The sequence below is a fragment of the Rhodospirillum centenum SW genome, assembly GCF_000016185.1.
In the GTDB taxonomy this organism is placed as follows: Bacteria; Pseudomonadota; Alphaproteobacteria; order Azospirillales; family Azospirillaceae; genus Rhodocista; species Rhodocista centena.
The window spans coordinates 3,398,357-3,412,861 of record NC_011420.2 but is presented as its reverse complement, the minus strand read 5'-3'; the positions used below and the strand labels follow the sequence as shown (position 1 = coordinate 3,412,861).

The 14,505-nt window shown below is 72.5% G+C and carries 11 protein-coding genes; 5 read left to right on the top strand and 6 right to left on the bottom strand.

Features of this window, described 5'->3' with window-relative positions; all coding sequences use genetic code 11:
• Window positions 1–21: 21 nt before the first annotated feature.
• The gene (locus tag RC1_RS15850; RefSeq protein WP_012568450.1) at window positions 22–2,862 is read right to left on the bottom strand and encodes an ATP-dependent DNA helicase; all 2,841 of its coding nucleotides are present in this window, start codon (window positions 2,860–2,862) and stop codon (window positions 22–24) included.
• Window positions 2,863–3,107: 245 nt separating this feature from the next.
• Here RC1_RS15850 and RC1_RS20345 point away from each other — a divergent pair, with 245 nt between their 5' ends.
• From RC1_RS20345 to mtgA, 3 genes are all read left to right on the top strand, one after another.
• The gene (locus tag RC1_RS20345) at window positions 3,108–3,770 is read left to right on the top strand and encodes a peptidoglycan-binding domain-containing protein (protein ID WP_049766744.1); all 663 of its coding nucleotides are present in this window, start codon (window positions 3,108–3,110) and stop codon (window positions 3,768–3,770) included.
• A 250-nt stretch (window positions 3,771–4,020) separates the two neighbouring features.
• Window positions 4,021–5,457, top strand: a complete 1,437-nt coding sequence (locus RC1_RS20340) for a sensor histidine kinase (RefSeq protein ID WP_012568449.1) — start codon at window positions 4,021–4,023, stop codon at window positions 5,455–5,457.
• Between the two features lie 118 nt (window positions 5,458–5,575).
• Window positions 5,576–6,271, top strand: a complete 696-nt coding sequence (gene mtgA, locus RC1_RS15835; RefSeq protein ID WP_012568448.1) for a monofunctional biosynthetic peptidoglycan transglycosylase — start codon at window positions 5,576–5,578, stop codon at window positions 6,269–6,271.
• Between the two features lie 21 nt (window positions 6,272–6,292).
• On the opposite strand, the gene RC1_RS15830 is transcribed toward mtgA, so the two are convergent.
• Window positions 6,293–8,185: an FG-GAP repeat protein gene (locus RC1_RS15830; RefSeq protein ID WP_012568447.1), complete on the bottom strand. Its 1,893-nt coding sequence runs from the start codon at window positions 8,183–8,185 to the stop codon at window positions 6,293–6,295.
• A gap of 148 nt (window positions 8,186–8,333) precedes the next feature.
• Window positions 8,334–9,206, bottom strand: coding sequence for a hypothetical protein (locus tag RC1_RS20335; protein ID WP_012568446.1), 873 nt, complete (start codon window positions 9,204–9,206; stop codon window positions 8,334–8,336).
• A 150-nt stretch (window positions 9,207–9,356) separates the two neighbouring features.
• On the opposite strand from RC1_RS20335, the gene RC1_RS15820 reads away from it, so the two are divergent.
• Window positions 9,357–10,961 carry a lysine--tRNA ligase gene (locus RC1_RS15820; protein WP_041785441.1) on the top strand — a complete coding sequence of 535 codons (1,605 nt, stop codon included), beginning with the start codon at window positions 9,357–9,359 and terminating at the stop codon, window positions 10,959–10,961.
• Window positions 10,962–10,989: 28 nt separating this feature from the next.
• Here the strand turns inward: RC1_RS15820 and RC1_RS15815 are convergent, their stop codons facing one another.
• Window positions 10,990–11,580 carry an AAA family ATPase gene (locus RC1_RS15815; RefSeq protein ID WP_148213477.1) on the bottom strand — a complete coding sequence of 197 codons (591 nt, stop codon included), beginning with the start codon at window positions 11,578–11,580 and terminating at the stop codon, window positions 10,990–10,992.
• Between the two features lie 180 nt (window positions 11,581–11,760).
• Here RC1_RS15815 and RC1_RS15810 point away from each other — a divergent pair, with 180 nt between their 5' ends.
• The gene (locus RC1_RS15810; RefSeq protein WP_012568443.1) at window positions 11,761–12,396 is read left to right on the top strand and encodes a MarC family protein; all 636 of its coding nucleotides are present in this window, start codon (window positions 11,761–11,763) and stop codon (window positions 12,394–12,396) included.
• 30 nt (window positions 12,397–12,426) lie between these two features.
• Here RC1_RS15810 and RC1_RS15805 read toward each other — a convergent pair whose 3' ends face one another.
• Complete coding sequence (locus RC1_RS15805; protein WP_012568442.1) at window positions 12,427–14,010, bottom strand: L-lactate permease; 1,584 nt, start codon at window positions 14,008–14,010, stop codon at window positions 12,427–12,429.
• An 81-nt stretch (window positions 14,011–14,091) separates the two neighbouring features.
• Entirely contained in the window at window positions 14,092–14,457 is a 366-nt protein-coding gene (locus RC1_RS15800; protein ID WP_012568441.1) for a histidine triad nucleotide-binding protein, read from the bottom strand.
• Window positions 14,458–14,505 lie beyond the last annotated feature (48 nt).

Genomic DNA, 14,505 nt, shown 5'->3' with positions numbered 1-14,505 from the left:
GGAACCCGCCACCGTCCAGGGTCAGGCTTCCCCGTCCGGGATCGCGTCGGCCTGTCCGTCCGGGGGGACCAGGAAGGCGCGGGTGGCGCGGACGGCCTCGGCAAGGCCGACACGGTGCAGCTCCACGCCCTCCGGAAAGGCGCCCCTCAGGCGGGAGGGCATCATCGGGTCCAGCAGCACGAAGACGCCGGTGTCGTCGGCGCGGCGGACCAGCCGGCCGAAGGCCTGGCGCAGCCGCAGCCGGGTGATCATGTCGTCATGGCGGCGGGCGCGGGCCTTGCGGTCGAAATATTCCCGCCGCGCCCGGTGCAGGATGTCCGGCCGCGGCCACGGCACCCGGTCGAAGACGATCAGCCGCAGCGAGCGGCCGGGCACGTCCACCCCGTCGCGCACGGCGTCGGTGCCCAGCAGGCAGGCGTCGTGCTCGCCGCGGAAGATATCCACCAGAGTCGGCACGTCCATGCCGTCCAGGTGCTGCGCCAGGAGCGGGATGCCCGCCTGCTCCAGCGGCAGGGCGATCTTCTCGTGCACCGCCTTCAGCCGCGAGATGGCGGTGAACAGCCCCAGCCCGCCGCCGCCGGCGGCCAGGAACAGCTCCCGGTAGGCGGCGGCGACCTGGGACAGATCGTCCTTGCGCACGTCGGTGACGACCAGCACCCGCGTCTGCCGTGCGTAGTCGAAGGGCGACGGCACGGTGGCGCGCAGGGCCGGCTTGCCCAGATGGACCGCACCTGTGCGCTGCTGCGCCGCCTGCCAGTCCTGCTCCACGTCGCCGGTGCCGTCCGTCAGGGTGGCGGAGGTGACGACCATGCCGTGCGCCTGGGCGCCGACGCTGGCGGCGAAGGGCACGGTGGGATCGACCCAGTGGCGGTACATGCCCACATCCACGTCGCGGCCGTCGATGCGCTCGATCCCGAACCAGTCCACGAAGGCGGGCGGCGTCTCCCCGCCCAGTTCCTGGAGCATCTGGCGCCAGCCCGCCACCTCCATGGCGGCGCGGCGCTTCAGGCTGCGCGAGACGGCATCGAGGCGGCGGCGCGTCTCCGCCTCCAGCTCGTCCGCCCCCTCGTCCAGCATCTCGGCCAGCCGGGCGGACAGCGCCTCCAGCGGGCGGACCAGCTTCTGAAGGGCGGAGTCCAGTTCGGCCGCCGCGTCCAGCAGCCCTTCCACCGGCGGCCGCGCCTCCGTCTCCAGGCTGTAGGGACCGTCGGCGCCGGCGGCGCGGGCATAGACCTGCTGCCGCACCAGGGCCAGGAACCGCTCCACCGGCCCCTGCGGCTCGCCGCCGTGGACGCGCTGGCCCCACGCCTCGCCGGGAAGCTGGCGGGCGGCGTGGGCGATGTGGTCGAGAAGCTGCACCGCCTCCTCGTCGCCGCCGATCAGATCCTCGACCCGGCGGCGCAGGCCCCGCGCGCGGGAGCGGCCGGAGACCTCGGCCCCCAGCAGCCAGCGGCGCAGCTCCGCCGTCTCCACCGCCGTCAGATGGGCGGCGAAGGCATTGTCGGCGGCGTCGAAGACATGGTGCCCCTCGTCGAACACGAAGCGGCTGGGCACATAGGCGTCGTCGCCCCCGCCCAGGGCCGCCTGCACCATCACCAGGGCGTGGTTGGCGACCACGATGTCGGCCCGCCGGGCGCGGCGCACGGACTTCTCGATGAAGCACTTCTGGTAGTGCGGACAGGCGCTGAAGACGCATTCGCCGCGCCGGTCGGCCAGCCCCAGCGTGCGGCCGCGGCCCAGCAGGTCCACCAGCCAGCCGGGGAAGTCGCCGCCCTGCATGTCGCCATCGCGGGTGACCGCGGCCCAGCGTGCCATCAGCCCCATGGCGACGGCGACCTGCGGCATGGTCTGGGCCGCGAGCGACGCCTCCTCCAGGTTCAGCAGGCAGAGATAGTTCTCCCGCCCCTTGCGGATGACGACCTTGCGGGCCTTCTTCTCCGGGTCGGGATGCAGCCGGTCCAGTTCCTTGTCGATCTGGTGCTGGAGCTGGCGGGTATAGGTGGAGATCCAGACCGGCCCCTTGTTCTTCTCCGCCCACAGGGTCGCGGGAGCGAGGTAGCCCAGGGTCTTGCCGACGCCGGTCCCGGCCTCCGCCAGCACCAGGTTGGGGGCGCCGGGCAGGTCGCGCGGGGTGAAGGCGTGCGTCACCGCGCTGGCGTAGTCGGACTGCTGCGGCCGCGGCTCGGCGTTGCTGCCGGCCGCCACCAGCTCGGCCAGCCGGCGCCGCGCCTCGGACGGGTCCACGGCCAGATGGCCGGGCGGCGGTTCCGGCGCCTCCGCCTGCCAGTCCTTGATCCGGGCCCAGACCTGGAAGGCGCGGCGGGAGCGGTCGCCGGCGGGGCCGTGCGGCTCGCCCAGCGCCGCCAGAACGGCGGGCGTCCAGGCCCAGGCGCCCATCGCCCAGGCGACGGCGGCCGGGTCCAGCCCCGCCTTGCCGGTGCGGTCGGGACGCTCGGGGTCGGTCAGCTCGGCCAGCAGGTGCCGCGCGGCGGCGACCAGGGCCAGCGCCTCCCCCTCGGCGTCGTGCGGCCGGGCCAGCCCCAGCGCCTCGGCCAGCCCGCGCGGGGTCGGCAGGCAGAAGCTGGCCGGCCGCACGAAGGCGAACAGCTCCAGCAGGTCGAAGGCGCGTAAGGACTCCTGTCCCAGCTTCCGGGCCACGGCACGGGCATGGCAGAGCATCACCCCGTCGGCGCCCAGGCTGCCGCGGCGCAGCCGCTCGGCCGCCGCGTCGCGGCCCAGGCTCTCCACCTCCCCGTCGGGGGTGAGCAGCGTGACGCTGCGGGCGCCGACGACCAGGGCGGGAACGTCCGGCAGCAGCAGCCGGTGCCGGTCGGGGGCGGCAAGGGCGGAAGTGGGGTCCATGCGGGCGGGCGCGGTCTCGGGGACGCCGGGGATCGGGCGCGCAGTATAGGGACGGCGGGCAGCCGCGGCATCAACAAAAGGTGAACGGGGCAGCGGGGCGGTGAACCTCCCCGAAAGGGCGGCGGGATGGAACCGGCCTCCCGGCTGTTGCGACGGCGTCGGTCCGGGAAAGCGTCCGGCGGACCCGTCCGCAGCGGCCCCGGTCCGGCCAACCTCATGGAAGAGCATTGAGAGAGGAACGCACCATGACAGCCTTGCTTCCCGCCGCGGCCCGTCTCGCCGCCGCGCTCGCCGCCGGCACCCTGCTCGCCGGCGCCGCCGTCGCCCAGACCGGCCAGGGCGCCCAGAGCATGGGTACGGACCCGTCCCAGACGACCGGGTCCATGCAGTCGGGCCGGTCCGGCCAGTCGGGCGCGCCGGCCGGCATGGACCAGGAGAAGGTGCGCAAGCTCCAGCAGGCGCTCCAGGAGAACGGCCAGGAGATCTCGGTGGACGGTGCCTGGGGCCCGAACACCCGCCGCGCCGTGCAGGCCTTCCAGCAGCAGGAAGGCATCGAGGCCTCCGGCCAGCTCGACGAGGAAACCCTGACGGCGCTGGACCTGGACGCGGAGGAGTTCATGTCCGGGTCGGAACCGTCGGTCGGGCTCGGCCAGGGCGGGTCAGGATCGTCGGACGCGCTGGGCCGCAGTTCCACGGGCGGCGACGCCCTGGGCAGCGGGTCCGGCAGCAGCGGGTCGATGGGCAGCGGTTCGATGGGCAGCGGGTCCACGGGCGGCAGCCCGACCGGCAGCGACTCCCCGGCCGGCAGCCCGCTGGGCAGCGGCGCCCCCGGCTCCACGGGTTCGACCGGCAGCAGCGGCAGCACGGGGAGCAGCAGCGGCGACGGCCAGCGCCCGGGCGGCGGCTGAAGCCGGCGCGCGCCATGACCCAGCCGTGACAGGGGCATGGCATCCGGGGAAGAACGGGGCGGCCGTGCCCAGGGTGCGGCCGCCCTTTCCGTGCCTGCCCGGAGGGATGTGGCGGCAGCAGAACGCCACCGTTCCGAGGGTCCCTACCGCCGGCAGGCTGGTTTACGATTAGACTTACTGCAATTTACATAAAAGTGTATATGTTTGCCCGTAGTTCATATGGGGATATGACGGGTGGGGCGACGGGGCAATGCAACTTGATGTCGGGACGATCTTCGCCGCGATCAGTCTGGTTGCCGCCGCTCTGGCCCTGGGACTGAGCCTGTTCTGGCTCAGCAACCGTAATCTGACGGGCGTCGGGCTGTGGGCCGTGGGCGGCGCTATCGTCGGCATCGGCACCTGGGGTCTGGCCCTGCGGGGTGTCATTCCCGACGTGCTTTCCATCACCGTGGCGAACAGCGCCATCCTTGCCGGTCTCCTGCTGATCTGGGCCGGGCTGCGTCGCTTCAACGGCCGTCAGGTCCCCTGGGGCCTGGTGGTTGCCGCCACCCTGGCAACGGCGGTCAGCATGTTCTGGCTGAGCGCGGTACGGGACGACATCGTCGCCCGCGTGGCCGTGAACGCGGCCTGCCTGACCGCCGGTTACCTGCTCTGCGCCCGGGAGTTCGTGCCGCCCCGTGGGCAGCGGATCACCCTGACCGACGGCATGGGGGTGGTGGCCCTGCTCGGGCTGTCGGCGATCTATGCCTTCCGCTTCTGGCAGGCGTTCCTGTATCCGGAATCGCTGCCGGTGGCCCGGACGTCGGCGACGGATCCGGTCACCCTGCTGGCGGCGCTGACGCTCTCGCTGCTCTTCGTCCAGGCCCTGCTGCTGCTGGCGAACCGCCGCCTGCGCGAACAGATGCGCCATCTGGCGGAGCAGGCCGACCACCAGCGCCTGCGCGCGCTGGAGAGCAGCCGCAGCAAGACCGAATTCCTGGCCATGGTCAGCCACGAGTTCCGCACCCCGCTGAACGCCATCATCGGCCTGTCGGAGCTGGGACGCACCCTGCCGCCGTCCGGTGCCGAGGGCGGCCGGACGCGGGAGTACTTCTCCCTGATCCATGAGAGCGGCAACACCCTGCTGGATCTGGTGAACGATCTGCTGAACCTGTCCAAGGTGGAGGTGGCGAAGCTGCACGTCACGCCCGAGGAGGTGGACCTGGGCGCGGTGATGGCGGCAGCCCTGCGGCTGGTCCGGCAACGGGCGGATGCGCGCGGCCAGATCCTGCGGGTGGACCTGCCCGGCCCGCCGCCGGCCTGCCGGGCCGATGCCCGCGCGCTGCACCACATGCTGGTCAACCTGCTGACCAACGCCCTGAAATTCACCCCCGATGGCGGCAGCGTCACCCTGTCCGCCCTGGCCGTGCCCGGCGGCGCCTCGGTGACGGTGGCGGACACCGGCCCCGGCATCCCGGCCGACCAGCTTCCCCGGCTGCTGCAACCGTTCGAGCGGCTGGACAACAGCTATGCCCGGTCCGGTGAGGGAACCGGGCTGGGCCTCGCCCTGGTGGACGCGCTGGCCCGGCTGCACGGCGGCCACCTGACCCTGGACAGCCGCCCCGGCCAGGGCACCACCGCCACCATCTTCCTGCCCACGGCCGCACCGGCCGCCCGGCCCGAGGAACCGCCGATCGCCGCGGCCTGAGCCGGCGGAGACGCCGGAACACGGGGACCCGGAACGGCGAGAGACAGCCGCCGACGGCCCGGACGGGTGGAAGCTGCGTTGTACCCGACACCCCCACCCGTCGGGTATACAGTCTCCGATGTCGATGATCCCCCGCCTTCTCCGCCGGATGGCCGCCGTGCTGGCGGGGCTTGCCCTGCTGCTGGTCGCCCTGGCCGTTTCCTACCGCTGGGTGCCGCCGCCGGGGTCGCCGCTGATGGCGATCCGTCTGGCCCAGGGCGCCCCCGGCATCGACCGGCGCTGGGTGCCGCTGGATGCCATCTCCCCGCATCTGGTCGCCGCCGTCGTGGCGTCGGAGGACAGCCGCTTCTGCACCCACCATGGCATCGACTGGGACGCGGTCGAGGCCGCCCGTGACCACAACGAGGCGGGCGGGCGGCTGCGCGGGGCCAGCACGCTGAGCATGCAGACGGCGAAGAACGCCTTCCTCTGGCCGGACCGGACCTGGCTGCGCAAGGGGGCGGAACTGGGTTTCACCCTGTTGATCGAAGCGACCTGGCCGAAGCGGCGCATCGCCGAGGTCTATCTGAACCTGGCCGAATGGGGCGACGGCATCTTCGGGGCGGAGGCCGCGGCCCGCCGCCACTTCGGCAAGCCCGCGGCCGACCTCTCGGCGCAGGAGGCGGCGCTGCTGGCGGCGGTGTTGCCGAACCCGCGCCGCTGGTCGCCGGAGCGGCCGACGGCCTATATCCGCAACCGCGCCGCCACCATCGAACGCCGCATGGCGATCGTCCGCCGCGACGGGCTGGCCGCCTGCATCCTGGACCCGGCCTGAGCGCAGCGCCGGCAGGCGGGATCAGCCCAGGAACCAGTCGGAGCCGGGACCGCCATAGAGGACATGGACGACGCCGCGGCCGCCCTCGGCATCCGGGTCGGACAGGGCGATGTCGTCATAGCCGTCGCCGTTCACATCGCCCAGCCCGGCCACCGCCTCGCCCGCCCCTTCGATCACCAGCCCCTGCCCGCGCGGCAGCAGCCACGGATTGATCACGCCCGAGGCCCCGACCTGCGGCCCGCCGAACAGCAGCACGGTCTCGCGCACGGCCGGCAGGGCGGGGTCGCTGCGCACGCTGCCCAGCAGGATGTCCGCATAGCCGTCGCCGTTGACGTCGCCGGCCGAGGCGGCGTCACGGTTGGCCGTATCCAGGATGGCGAAGCCGGTGCTGCCGTCCAGCCGGGAGGCGCGCAGCACGTCCACGTCCGACAGGGCGCTGCCGCCGAAGACGACATAGGCCTGATCGGTGACGACCAGGAGGTCCTCCACCCCGTCGCCGTTCACATCGCCGGCATTGCGCACGACGGCCGGCGCCCCGCCGCCGCTGAGGAAGCGGAAGCCGTCGTAGGTATCGGGGGCGCCCACGTCGATCGGACCGCCGGCTCCCAGCGTGGGGCTGCCGAACACGATCCGCACGTCGGAACTGTCGTAGAAATCCTCGGTGCCGGGGTTCGATCCGGCGAAAACCAGATCGTCGATGCCGTCGGCGTTGATGTCGAGGGCCGCGACGGAGGGGGTGTAGACCCCCTGGGAAGTCGGCCCGCCGAAGCCCAGGAACACCGCCCCCTGCCCCGGCTCCAGATCGGTCGGCGAGAACGGATCGGCGAAGTCCTGCCCGCCGAACAGCACGGTCATGGTGGTGAGGCCGAGATAGCCGGAGATGGAGCCGAGGATCAGGTCCGTCCGCCCGTCGCCGTTGACGTCGGCGCCGCGCCCGTCCGTCCGGGCGCGGCCGATGTCCACGGCGAACCCCACCGTGTCGAAGGGGTCGGGCTCCAGCACGGCGCCGCGCGGCGGCTGGCGCAGATCGACCGTGGGGCCGAAGCCGCCGTCGCGACCGTAGAGCACGAAGGCGAGCGGGGTCTCGTCGCCGAAGGCGAAGCGCTGCACGTAGGACGGGGCGGCGACGACCATGTCGCCGATGCCGTCGCCGTCCAGATCGCCGACCCCGGCGATGGTCTCGCCCAGCCAGTTGAACGCTCCCAGCCCGCCGGCCGTCAGCGTGGTCGCCCCCTCCCCGGGGAAGAACAGTTGCACCGGGTCCAGCGGCCCGATCGGCGTTCCGTAGACGATGTAGGCCTCGCCCACATCCTCCGTCGGTGGATAGTCCGCCTGGACGCGGTCGGCCCCGCGCGCCCCGATCAGCACATCCGCCAGCCCGTCGCCGGTCACATCGGCACCGTGCAGCGCCCGCCCGGCCAGGTCGCCGGGCTCGGCCCCGACGATGCGGAAGCCGAGCCCGGCGTCGCCGCTCAGATCGGCGACCTGCCGGGTGCGGGTGAGGTCCAGCCCGAAGTCGCGGAAGCGGAGCTGTTCGATCCCGCGGAGGCGGTCCGTGCCTTCGTCCGTGAAGCGGGAGGAGGTGTCCACCACGTAGAGCCAGCCCTCGACCCGGTAGAACTCGAACTCCCGGAACTCACCGTCCCAGTAGGCCTTGTCCCAGCCCTCGCCGCCGTCGAGCGTGTCGTCGCCGATCCCGCCCAGGAACAGGTCGTAGCCGGCCCCGCCCGCCAGCAGATCCTGCCCCCGCCCGCCATAGAGCCGGTCGTCGCCCGTGCCGCCATAGAGCGCGTCGTCGCCGTCCCGGCCCTTGAGGATGTCGTTGCCCCCCAGGCCGCGGATCAGGTCGCGGCCGCTGCCGCCCTCGATGATCTCATTGCGCGCCGTCCCCTGCCGTACCGTCCACCCGGCCATGTCGTCCCTCTTCCCGGTTTCTTCCGCCGCCTCAGGAACCCCGGGGTGCCGCGGACGGCCCCGGTTTCCGTGGCACTAGAACCGGTGGGGTAAGCCGGGCAGGATTGCACACGCAGAACGTGAAGCATGGACACGCCGGACGGGACGGTCACGGCCCCTGCCGCCGGGGCAGCAGGCCACCGATCAGCACCTCGGCCAGCCGGGCGATCAGCCACAGGGTCAGCAGCGGCAGCACGACGATCTTGATGGCATAGGCCACCGTCAGGTCCACGACCGCATCGGCCAGCGATGCCGCCCCGGCGACGGCCCGGTTGATCTGGGCGGGGATGTCGTTGGCCTGCCGGAGGGTCTCCAGCATGCCGCCCGTTTCTCCGGTCTCCTCTCCGGCCGCTCCCGTGCTGTCAAGGCCGGGAAGCCGGATCGCGCGCAGCCGGGCGTCGCCGGACTCAAGCAGCGGGTCCACCAGCCGCTCGGCCACGGCCTCCGTCGCCATCACCGTGGCGGGCAGCCCCAGCTTGGCGATGGCGGCCGCCAGCAGCAGGATCAGCCCCGCCCGCCGCATGGCGGCGCCGGCGCTGCCCGGCAGCCAGAGCGCCGCCGCGGCCAGCACCAGCCCGGCCGGCAGCAGCACGGCGAAGCCGTAGAGGTCGCCCGCCTGCACCAGCAGCACGCTGCCGGTGAGCGCCACCGTCGCCGTCAGCATCACGGAGGAGAAGCGTTCCACCAGATCGTTCAGCGGGTCCAGCGCCTGCCCGGGGGAGACGGTGCCCTGCGCCACCACCACACCTCCCGTCACCTCCGTGGACTGGAGCACGGAGATGACGGCGTTCAGCGCGCGGGCGGTGCCGAACAGGGCCGCCGCCCGGGTCAGGTTGGCTTCCAGCCGTTCCTGGCCGGCCTGGGCCGGCGTGGTCGGCAGCAGGGCGCGCTCCGCCCGGTCGAACAGGCCGAGCCAGGCGACGACGGCGACCGCGAGGAACAGCAGCGTGGTCCCAAGCCGGGACCGCAGGGACTCCAGCATCGGCGCATTTCCTCCTTTGCCGGGGGACCCGCCGTCCCCGCGGTCCATGCAATCCAGGCGGGACGCTCCCGCCGGCCGGCGCCCCGTTGACCGTCGCGGGCGCCGGCCCTAGGGTGCCCGACCTTGGTTTCCCTTGATATGGTGGAAGAAATGTCCGGCGAACACGAACTGGCGATGCAGGCGAAGGCTTGGCCGTTCGAGGAAGCGCGCAAGCTCGTCGCGCGCTACGCCGACAAAAAACCCGCCAAGGGCTATGTGCTGTTCGAGACGGGCTACGGCCCCTCGGGCCTGCCGCACATCGGCACCTTCGGAGAGGTGGTGCGGACCACCATGGTGCGTCAGGCGTTCCAGCGCATGCTGCCGGACGTGCCGACGCGGCTGTTCGCCTTCTCCGACGACATGGACGGGCTGCGCAAGGTCCCCGGCAACATCCCCAACCAGGAGATGGTGGCGCAGCACCTGGGCAAGCCGCTGACGAAGGTGCCCGACCCGTTCGGCAAGTTCGAGAGCTTCGGGCACCACAACAACGCGATGCTGCGCGGCTTCCTCGATTCCTTCGGCTTCGAGTACGAATTCCAGTCGTCCAGCGACTGGTACCGCTCCGGCCGCTTCGACGCCGCCCTGCTGAAGGTGCTGCAGCACTACGACGAGATCATGGCCGTGATGCTGCCCACCCTGGGGGAGGAGCGGCAGCAGAGCTATTCGCCCTTCCTGCCGATCAGCCCGACCAGCGGCCGCGTGCTCCAGGTGCCGATCCTGGAGCGCAATGCGGACGCCGGCACCATCGTCTTCGCGGACGAGGACGGCCGCAAGGTCGAGCTTCCGGTCACCGGCGGCAACGTGAAGCTCCAGTGGAAGCCCGACTGGGGCATGCGCTGGTCCGCCCTGGGCGTGGATTACGAGATGTCCGGCAAGGACCTGATCCCGTCGGTGGAGCTGGCCGGAAAGATCTGCCGCATCCTGGGCGGCCAGCCGCCGGAGGGCTTCAACTACGAGCTGTTCCTGGACGAGAAGGGCCAGAAGATCAGCAAGACCAAGGGCAACGGCCTGTCGGTGGAGGAGTGGCTGCGCTACGCCCCGCCGGAGAGCCTCGCGCTCTACATGTTCCACAAGCCGCGGGCGGCCAAGAAGCTGTACTTCGACGTCATCCCGCGCGCCGTGGACGACTATCTGACCTTCGTGGAGAAGTTCGACGGGATGGAGCCCGCGCAGAAGCTGGAGAATCCCGCCTGGCACATCCACAACGGCCGCATCCCGGACGGTGTGAAGGGCACGGCGGGGCTGACCTTCGGGCTGCTGCTGAACCTCGCGGGTGCGGCGAACGCCGAGAACGCCGAGGTGATGTGGGGCTTCATCCGCCGCTACGCCCCCGGCGCCAGCCCCGAGACGGCCCCCTTCCTGGACCGGCTGGTCGAGCACGCCGTCGCCTACTACCAGGACTTCGTGAAGCCGACGAAGCGCTTCCGCGCGCCGTCGGAGCAGGAGCGGGCGGCGCTGACCGACCTGCGCGGCGTGCTGGCCGGCCTGCCGGCGGGTGCCGCGGCCGAGGCGATCCAGAACGAGGTGTTCGAGGTCGGCAAGCGGCACGGCTTCACCGAGCTGCGCACCTGGTTCCAGGCGCTGTACGAGGTGCTGCTGGGCCAGACCAGCGGCCCCCGCATGGGCAGCTTCGTCCAGCTCTACGGCGTGGCCGAGACCATCGCCCTGATCGACCGCGCCCTGCACCCGCAGGCGTCGGACGCCGGGCTGGGCTGACGGGCCGGAGTGCCGGGACCGGCGCGGGTCAGGTCGGCCTGATCCGCGCCCCAGCCCGCACCGCCCCCGCACCTGCCGGGGCGTAGGGACCCGCCAGCGCCGACAGCACGACATCGGCGCGGGCCGGGGGCGCCAGCTTCGGCAGCGGCAGCACCTCATACCCCAGGGCGGGATAGGCACCCAGAAGGCGCTCGTACTCCGCGACGGCGGCATCGAAGCCGTGCCGGCGGTCGGCGTCGGTCACATAGATCTCCGGCCAGGGCGGCGCCATGAACATCCGGGGATGATAGCGGTGCGCCGTGCAGAGCGGGCGCAGCACGGGATCGCCGGTCAGGGCCTCCAGCGCCGATGCGGCATCGACAAGGCCGCGGTCGAAGAACACCCAGCCCTCCTGCGCCGCGGCGGCCGCATGGTCGGCCAGCGCCAGATCGACCGCCCGGCGCAGGAAGGCGGCGAGATCGACCCAGGGCAGGGCGCTCCCGCCCCGCGCCGTTTCCTCGGCGATGATGCGGCGGCCGGGTTCCTCGACGACCGCATGGCCTCGCGCCTTCAGTTCGGCGAGCAGGGTGGACTTCCCACCCCCCGAACAGCCGGAGATCACGACACGTCCATTCCGCACCAGGCGGGTCCTTTCTCTGGGAACGGGGAAGCGGCGGCGAGCGCCGTCGCGCGGCGCGCCCGGCCATGCCGGAACGGCAGGCGACCCCCGCGACGGCAGGGGGAGCAACGGGCCGGAAATCGCTGGACCCGTGTTCCGAATTGAGACAAGAGCATCCGTCCCAACGCGGCGGTATCGTCCATGGAACCCTGGTCCGAATATTCACGCTTCATCGTCGCCCTGTTCGCCATGCTGACGCCCTTCGCGGCGATCCCGATCTTCCTGGGGCTGACGGAGGGGCGCACGGATGCGGAACGCAACCGCACCGCCGCCTCGGCCGCGCTGACGGTGTTCAGCGTGCTGGCCGGGTCCGCCTTCCTGGGCAACGCGGTGCTGGCCGTGGTCGGCACCAGCCTGGACAGCTTCCGGGTCGGCGGCGGCATCGTGCTGCTGCTGATCGCGCTCAGCATGCTGAACGCCACCGTCTCCGCCGTGAAGCAGACCCCGACCGAGGCGGACGAGGCGGCCAGCCGCCACGCCATCGGCGTCGTGCCGCTGGGCCTGCCGCTGCTGGCGGGGCCGGGCAGCATCTCCGCCGTCATCATCGAGACGCAGCGCGGCAGCGGCTGGGAACACACGGCGATCATCGTCGGGTCCATCACGCTGGTCTGCCTCTTCATCTGGCTGTCGCTGCGTCTGGCCGTGCCGATCGGCCGGATGATGGGCCGGACCGGGCTGAACATCATGAACCGTCTGTTCGGCCTGCTGCTGGCCGCGGTGGCGGTGGAGATCATCTCCACCGGCCTGCGCAACCTGTTCCCCGGCTGGACCACCTGAGCCGCGGCCGGGCCTCCGCTTGCGGGCTCCCTATCCCAGCGCGGCGAAGGCCCAGGTCAGCGCCCCGCCCAGCAGGGCATAGACGGCGCAGGGCAGCAGGGTCCGGCGCAGCACCTCGCCCTCGCGCCCGGCGATCCCGACCAGGGCGCAGGCGGCGATGATGTTGTGCGGGCAGATGATGTTACCCACGGCGGCGCCGAAGTTCTGGCTGCCCAGCAGCGGCAGCACCGGCAGGCCCAGCGTCTGGGCCGTGGCCTGCTGGAAGTCGGTGAACAGGATGTTCGACGCCGTGGCCGAGCCGGTGACGAAGGCGCCCAGGATGCCGACCAGCGGCGCCAGCAGCGGCCAGACCGGCCCCAGCCCGGCGGCGGCGGCATCGGCCAGGGTGGTGATCATGCCCGAATGCACCATCAGCCGGGCCAGCGCCAGCATGGCCAGCAGCGCCAGCGCCACCGTCGGCAGCCGCGCCGCGGCCCGGCGCATGGCCCCGGCCAGGGTGCCGACCCCCACCCCCTGGGCCAGCCCGCCCAGCAGGAAGCCGGCCAGCAGCATGGTGCCGGGATGGTACAGCGGCTCGACCCGGCCGCTGAAGCCGCCGGTCATGGTCCAGTCCACGACGACCGCGCGCAGCGCCTCCTGCACCGGCGGCACCAGCCGCGTCGCCAGGATCAGCGCCAGCACCGCCAGATAGGGCAGCCCGGCCCAGAGCAGGCCCCGCCCGGACACCGCTCCCGCCGCGGCGGGCACGGCCGGAACCGGGGCGGCCGCCCTGCGCCCGTCCCCGCTGCGGCGCAGGATCAGCACGAACAGCAGCCCGCCGACCAGCGCACCGCCCAGGGTCGGCAGTTCCGGCCCCACGGCGAAGGCCAGCGCCAGATAGGGCACGACGAACAGCACCGCCGCCAGCGCCGCCCAGGGCAGCACCGTCCGCCCGGTCATGCCGGCGGCCAGCGGCCCCTCCGTCACGCGGGCGTAGCGGACCAGGAACAGCAGCATGACCCAGCCGCTCATCCCGTGCAGGACCGCCACGGCCTGCGCCAGCTCCGGCCCGGAGAACGGGGTCACGGCGATCTGCGGCAGCACCGGCGTGCCGACGGCGCCGAAGCTGACCCCGATGGAATGCCCCACCAGCGCCAGCGTCACCGCCTGCACCGGGGCGAAGCCGACCGCCACCAGCATGGGGGCCGTCAGCGCCGCCGGCGTGCCGAAGCCGGCCGCCCCTTCGATGAACAGGGCGAAGAACCAGCCCAGCAGGATCGCCAGCAGCCGCGGGTCGCCCGACAGGCCGGTCAGGCTGGCCCGGATGCGGTCCACCGCCCCCGTCGCCGTCTGGAGTTCGTGCAGGCAGAGGGCCGGGAAGATGATCCAGAGGATGGTGGCGGCGAGGAACGCCGCCTCCAGCGCCACGCCGCCGAGCCCGGCCGCGACCGACGTGGACAGGGCCGAGGCACCGTCGCCGGCATCGGGCAGGGGGACCGCGACCTCGAACAGGGCGAGTGCCACGACGACGCCGAGGGCGAGACCGACCCCCGCCGCCGTCGCGGCGGGGCGGCGGAACACCACCATCAGCACCAGGATGAGCAGGATCGGCGAGAGGGCGAGCAGCGGAAGCATGGCACCTCACGGGGAAGCTGCGGGAACGGAAGAACCTGCGGCGGAGGCCGCGCCCGGTATCCTGGCGCGCGGACGGGCCGGTCAGTCCGGCTGGACCAGCATCGGCCCCAGCGGCCTGCCGCCCAGGATGTGCAGATGGAAGTGCGGCACTTCCTGATGGCTGTCGGGGCCGTGGTTGGCGATCAGCCGGTAGCCGGAATCCTCCACCCCCGCCTGCCGTGCGATCAGGCCGGCGGCGCGGATGAAGTCCAGGATCTCCTCCGGCGTCGCCTGCTCGCTGAAGTCGGCGAAGCTGGTATAGGGACCCTTGGGGATCACCAGGACATGCGTCGGCGCCTGCGGCCGGATGTCGTGGAAGGCGAGGACGTGCCTGTCTTCGTACACCTTCCTGCACGGAATTTCTCCGCGCAGAATCCGGGCGAAGATGTTGTCGGGATCGTAGGCCATGGACTCCCTTTCATGGTCGGTTGGCGGCCGGTCGGCTGGCGGCGCGGG

What these genes read in the sequence shown, in the direction of transcription:
- RC1_RS15850 (WP_012568450.1), bottom strand. Translation starts at nt 2,862, where the DNA reads ATGGACCCCACTTCCGCCCTTGCCGCCCCCGACCGGCACCGGCTGCTG.
- RC1_RS20345 (WP_049766744.1), top strand. Translation starts at nt 3,108, where the DNA reads ATGACAGCCTTGCTTCCCGCCGCGGCCCGTCTCGCCGCCGCGCTCGCC.
- RC1_RS20340 (WP_012568449.1), top strand. Translation starts at nt 4,021, where the DNA reads ATGCAACTTGATGTCGGGACGATCTTCGCCGCGATCAGTCTGGTTGCC.
- mtgA (WP_012568448.1), top strand. Translation starts at nt 5,576, where the DNA reads ATGTCGATGATCCCCCGCCTTCTCCGCCGGATGGCCGCCGTGCTGGCG.
- RC1_RS15830 (WP_012568447.1), bottom strand. Translation starts at nt 8,185, where the DNA reads ATGGCCGGGTGGACGGTACGGCAGGGGACGGCGCGCAATGAGATCATC.
- RC1_RS20335 (WP_012568446.1), bottom strand. Translation starts at nt 9,206, where the DNA reads ATGCTGGAGTCCCTGCGGTCCCGGCTTGGGACCACGCTGCTGTTCCTC.
- RC1_RS15820 (WP_041785441.1), top strand. Translation starts at nt 9,357, where the DNA reads ATGTCCGGCGAACACGAACTGGCGATGCAGGCGAAGGCTTGGCCGTTC.
- RC1_RS15810 (WP_012568443.1), top strand. Translation starts at nt 11,761, where the DNA reads ATGGAACCCTGGTCCGAATATTCACGCTTCATCGTCGCCCTGTTCGCC.
- RC1_RS15805 (WP_012568442.1), bottom strand. Translation starts at nt 14,010, where the DNA reads ATGCTTCCGCTGCTCGCCCTCTCGCCGATCCTGCTCATCCTGGTGCTG.
- RC1_RS15800 (WP_012568441.1), bottom strand. Translation starts at nt 14,457, where the DNA reads ATGGCCTACGATCCCGACAACATCTTCGCCCGGATTCTGCGCGGAGAA.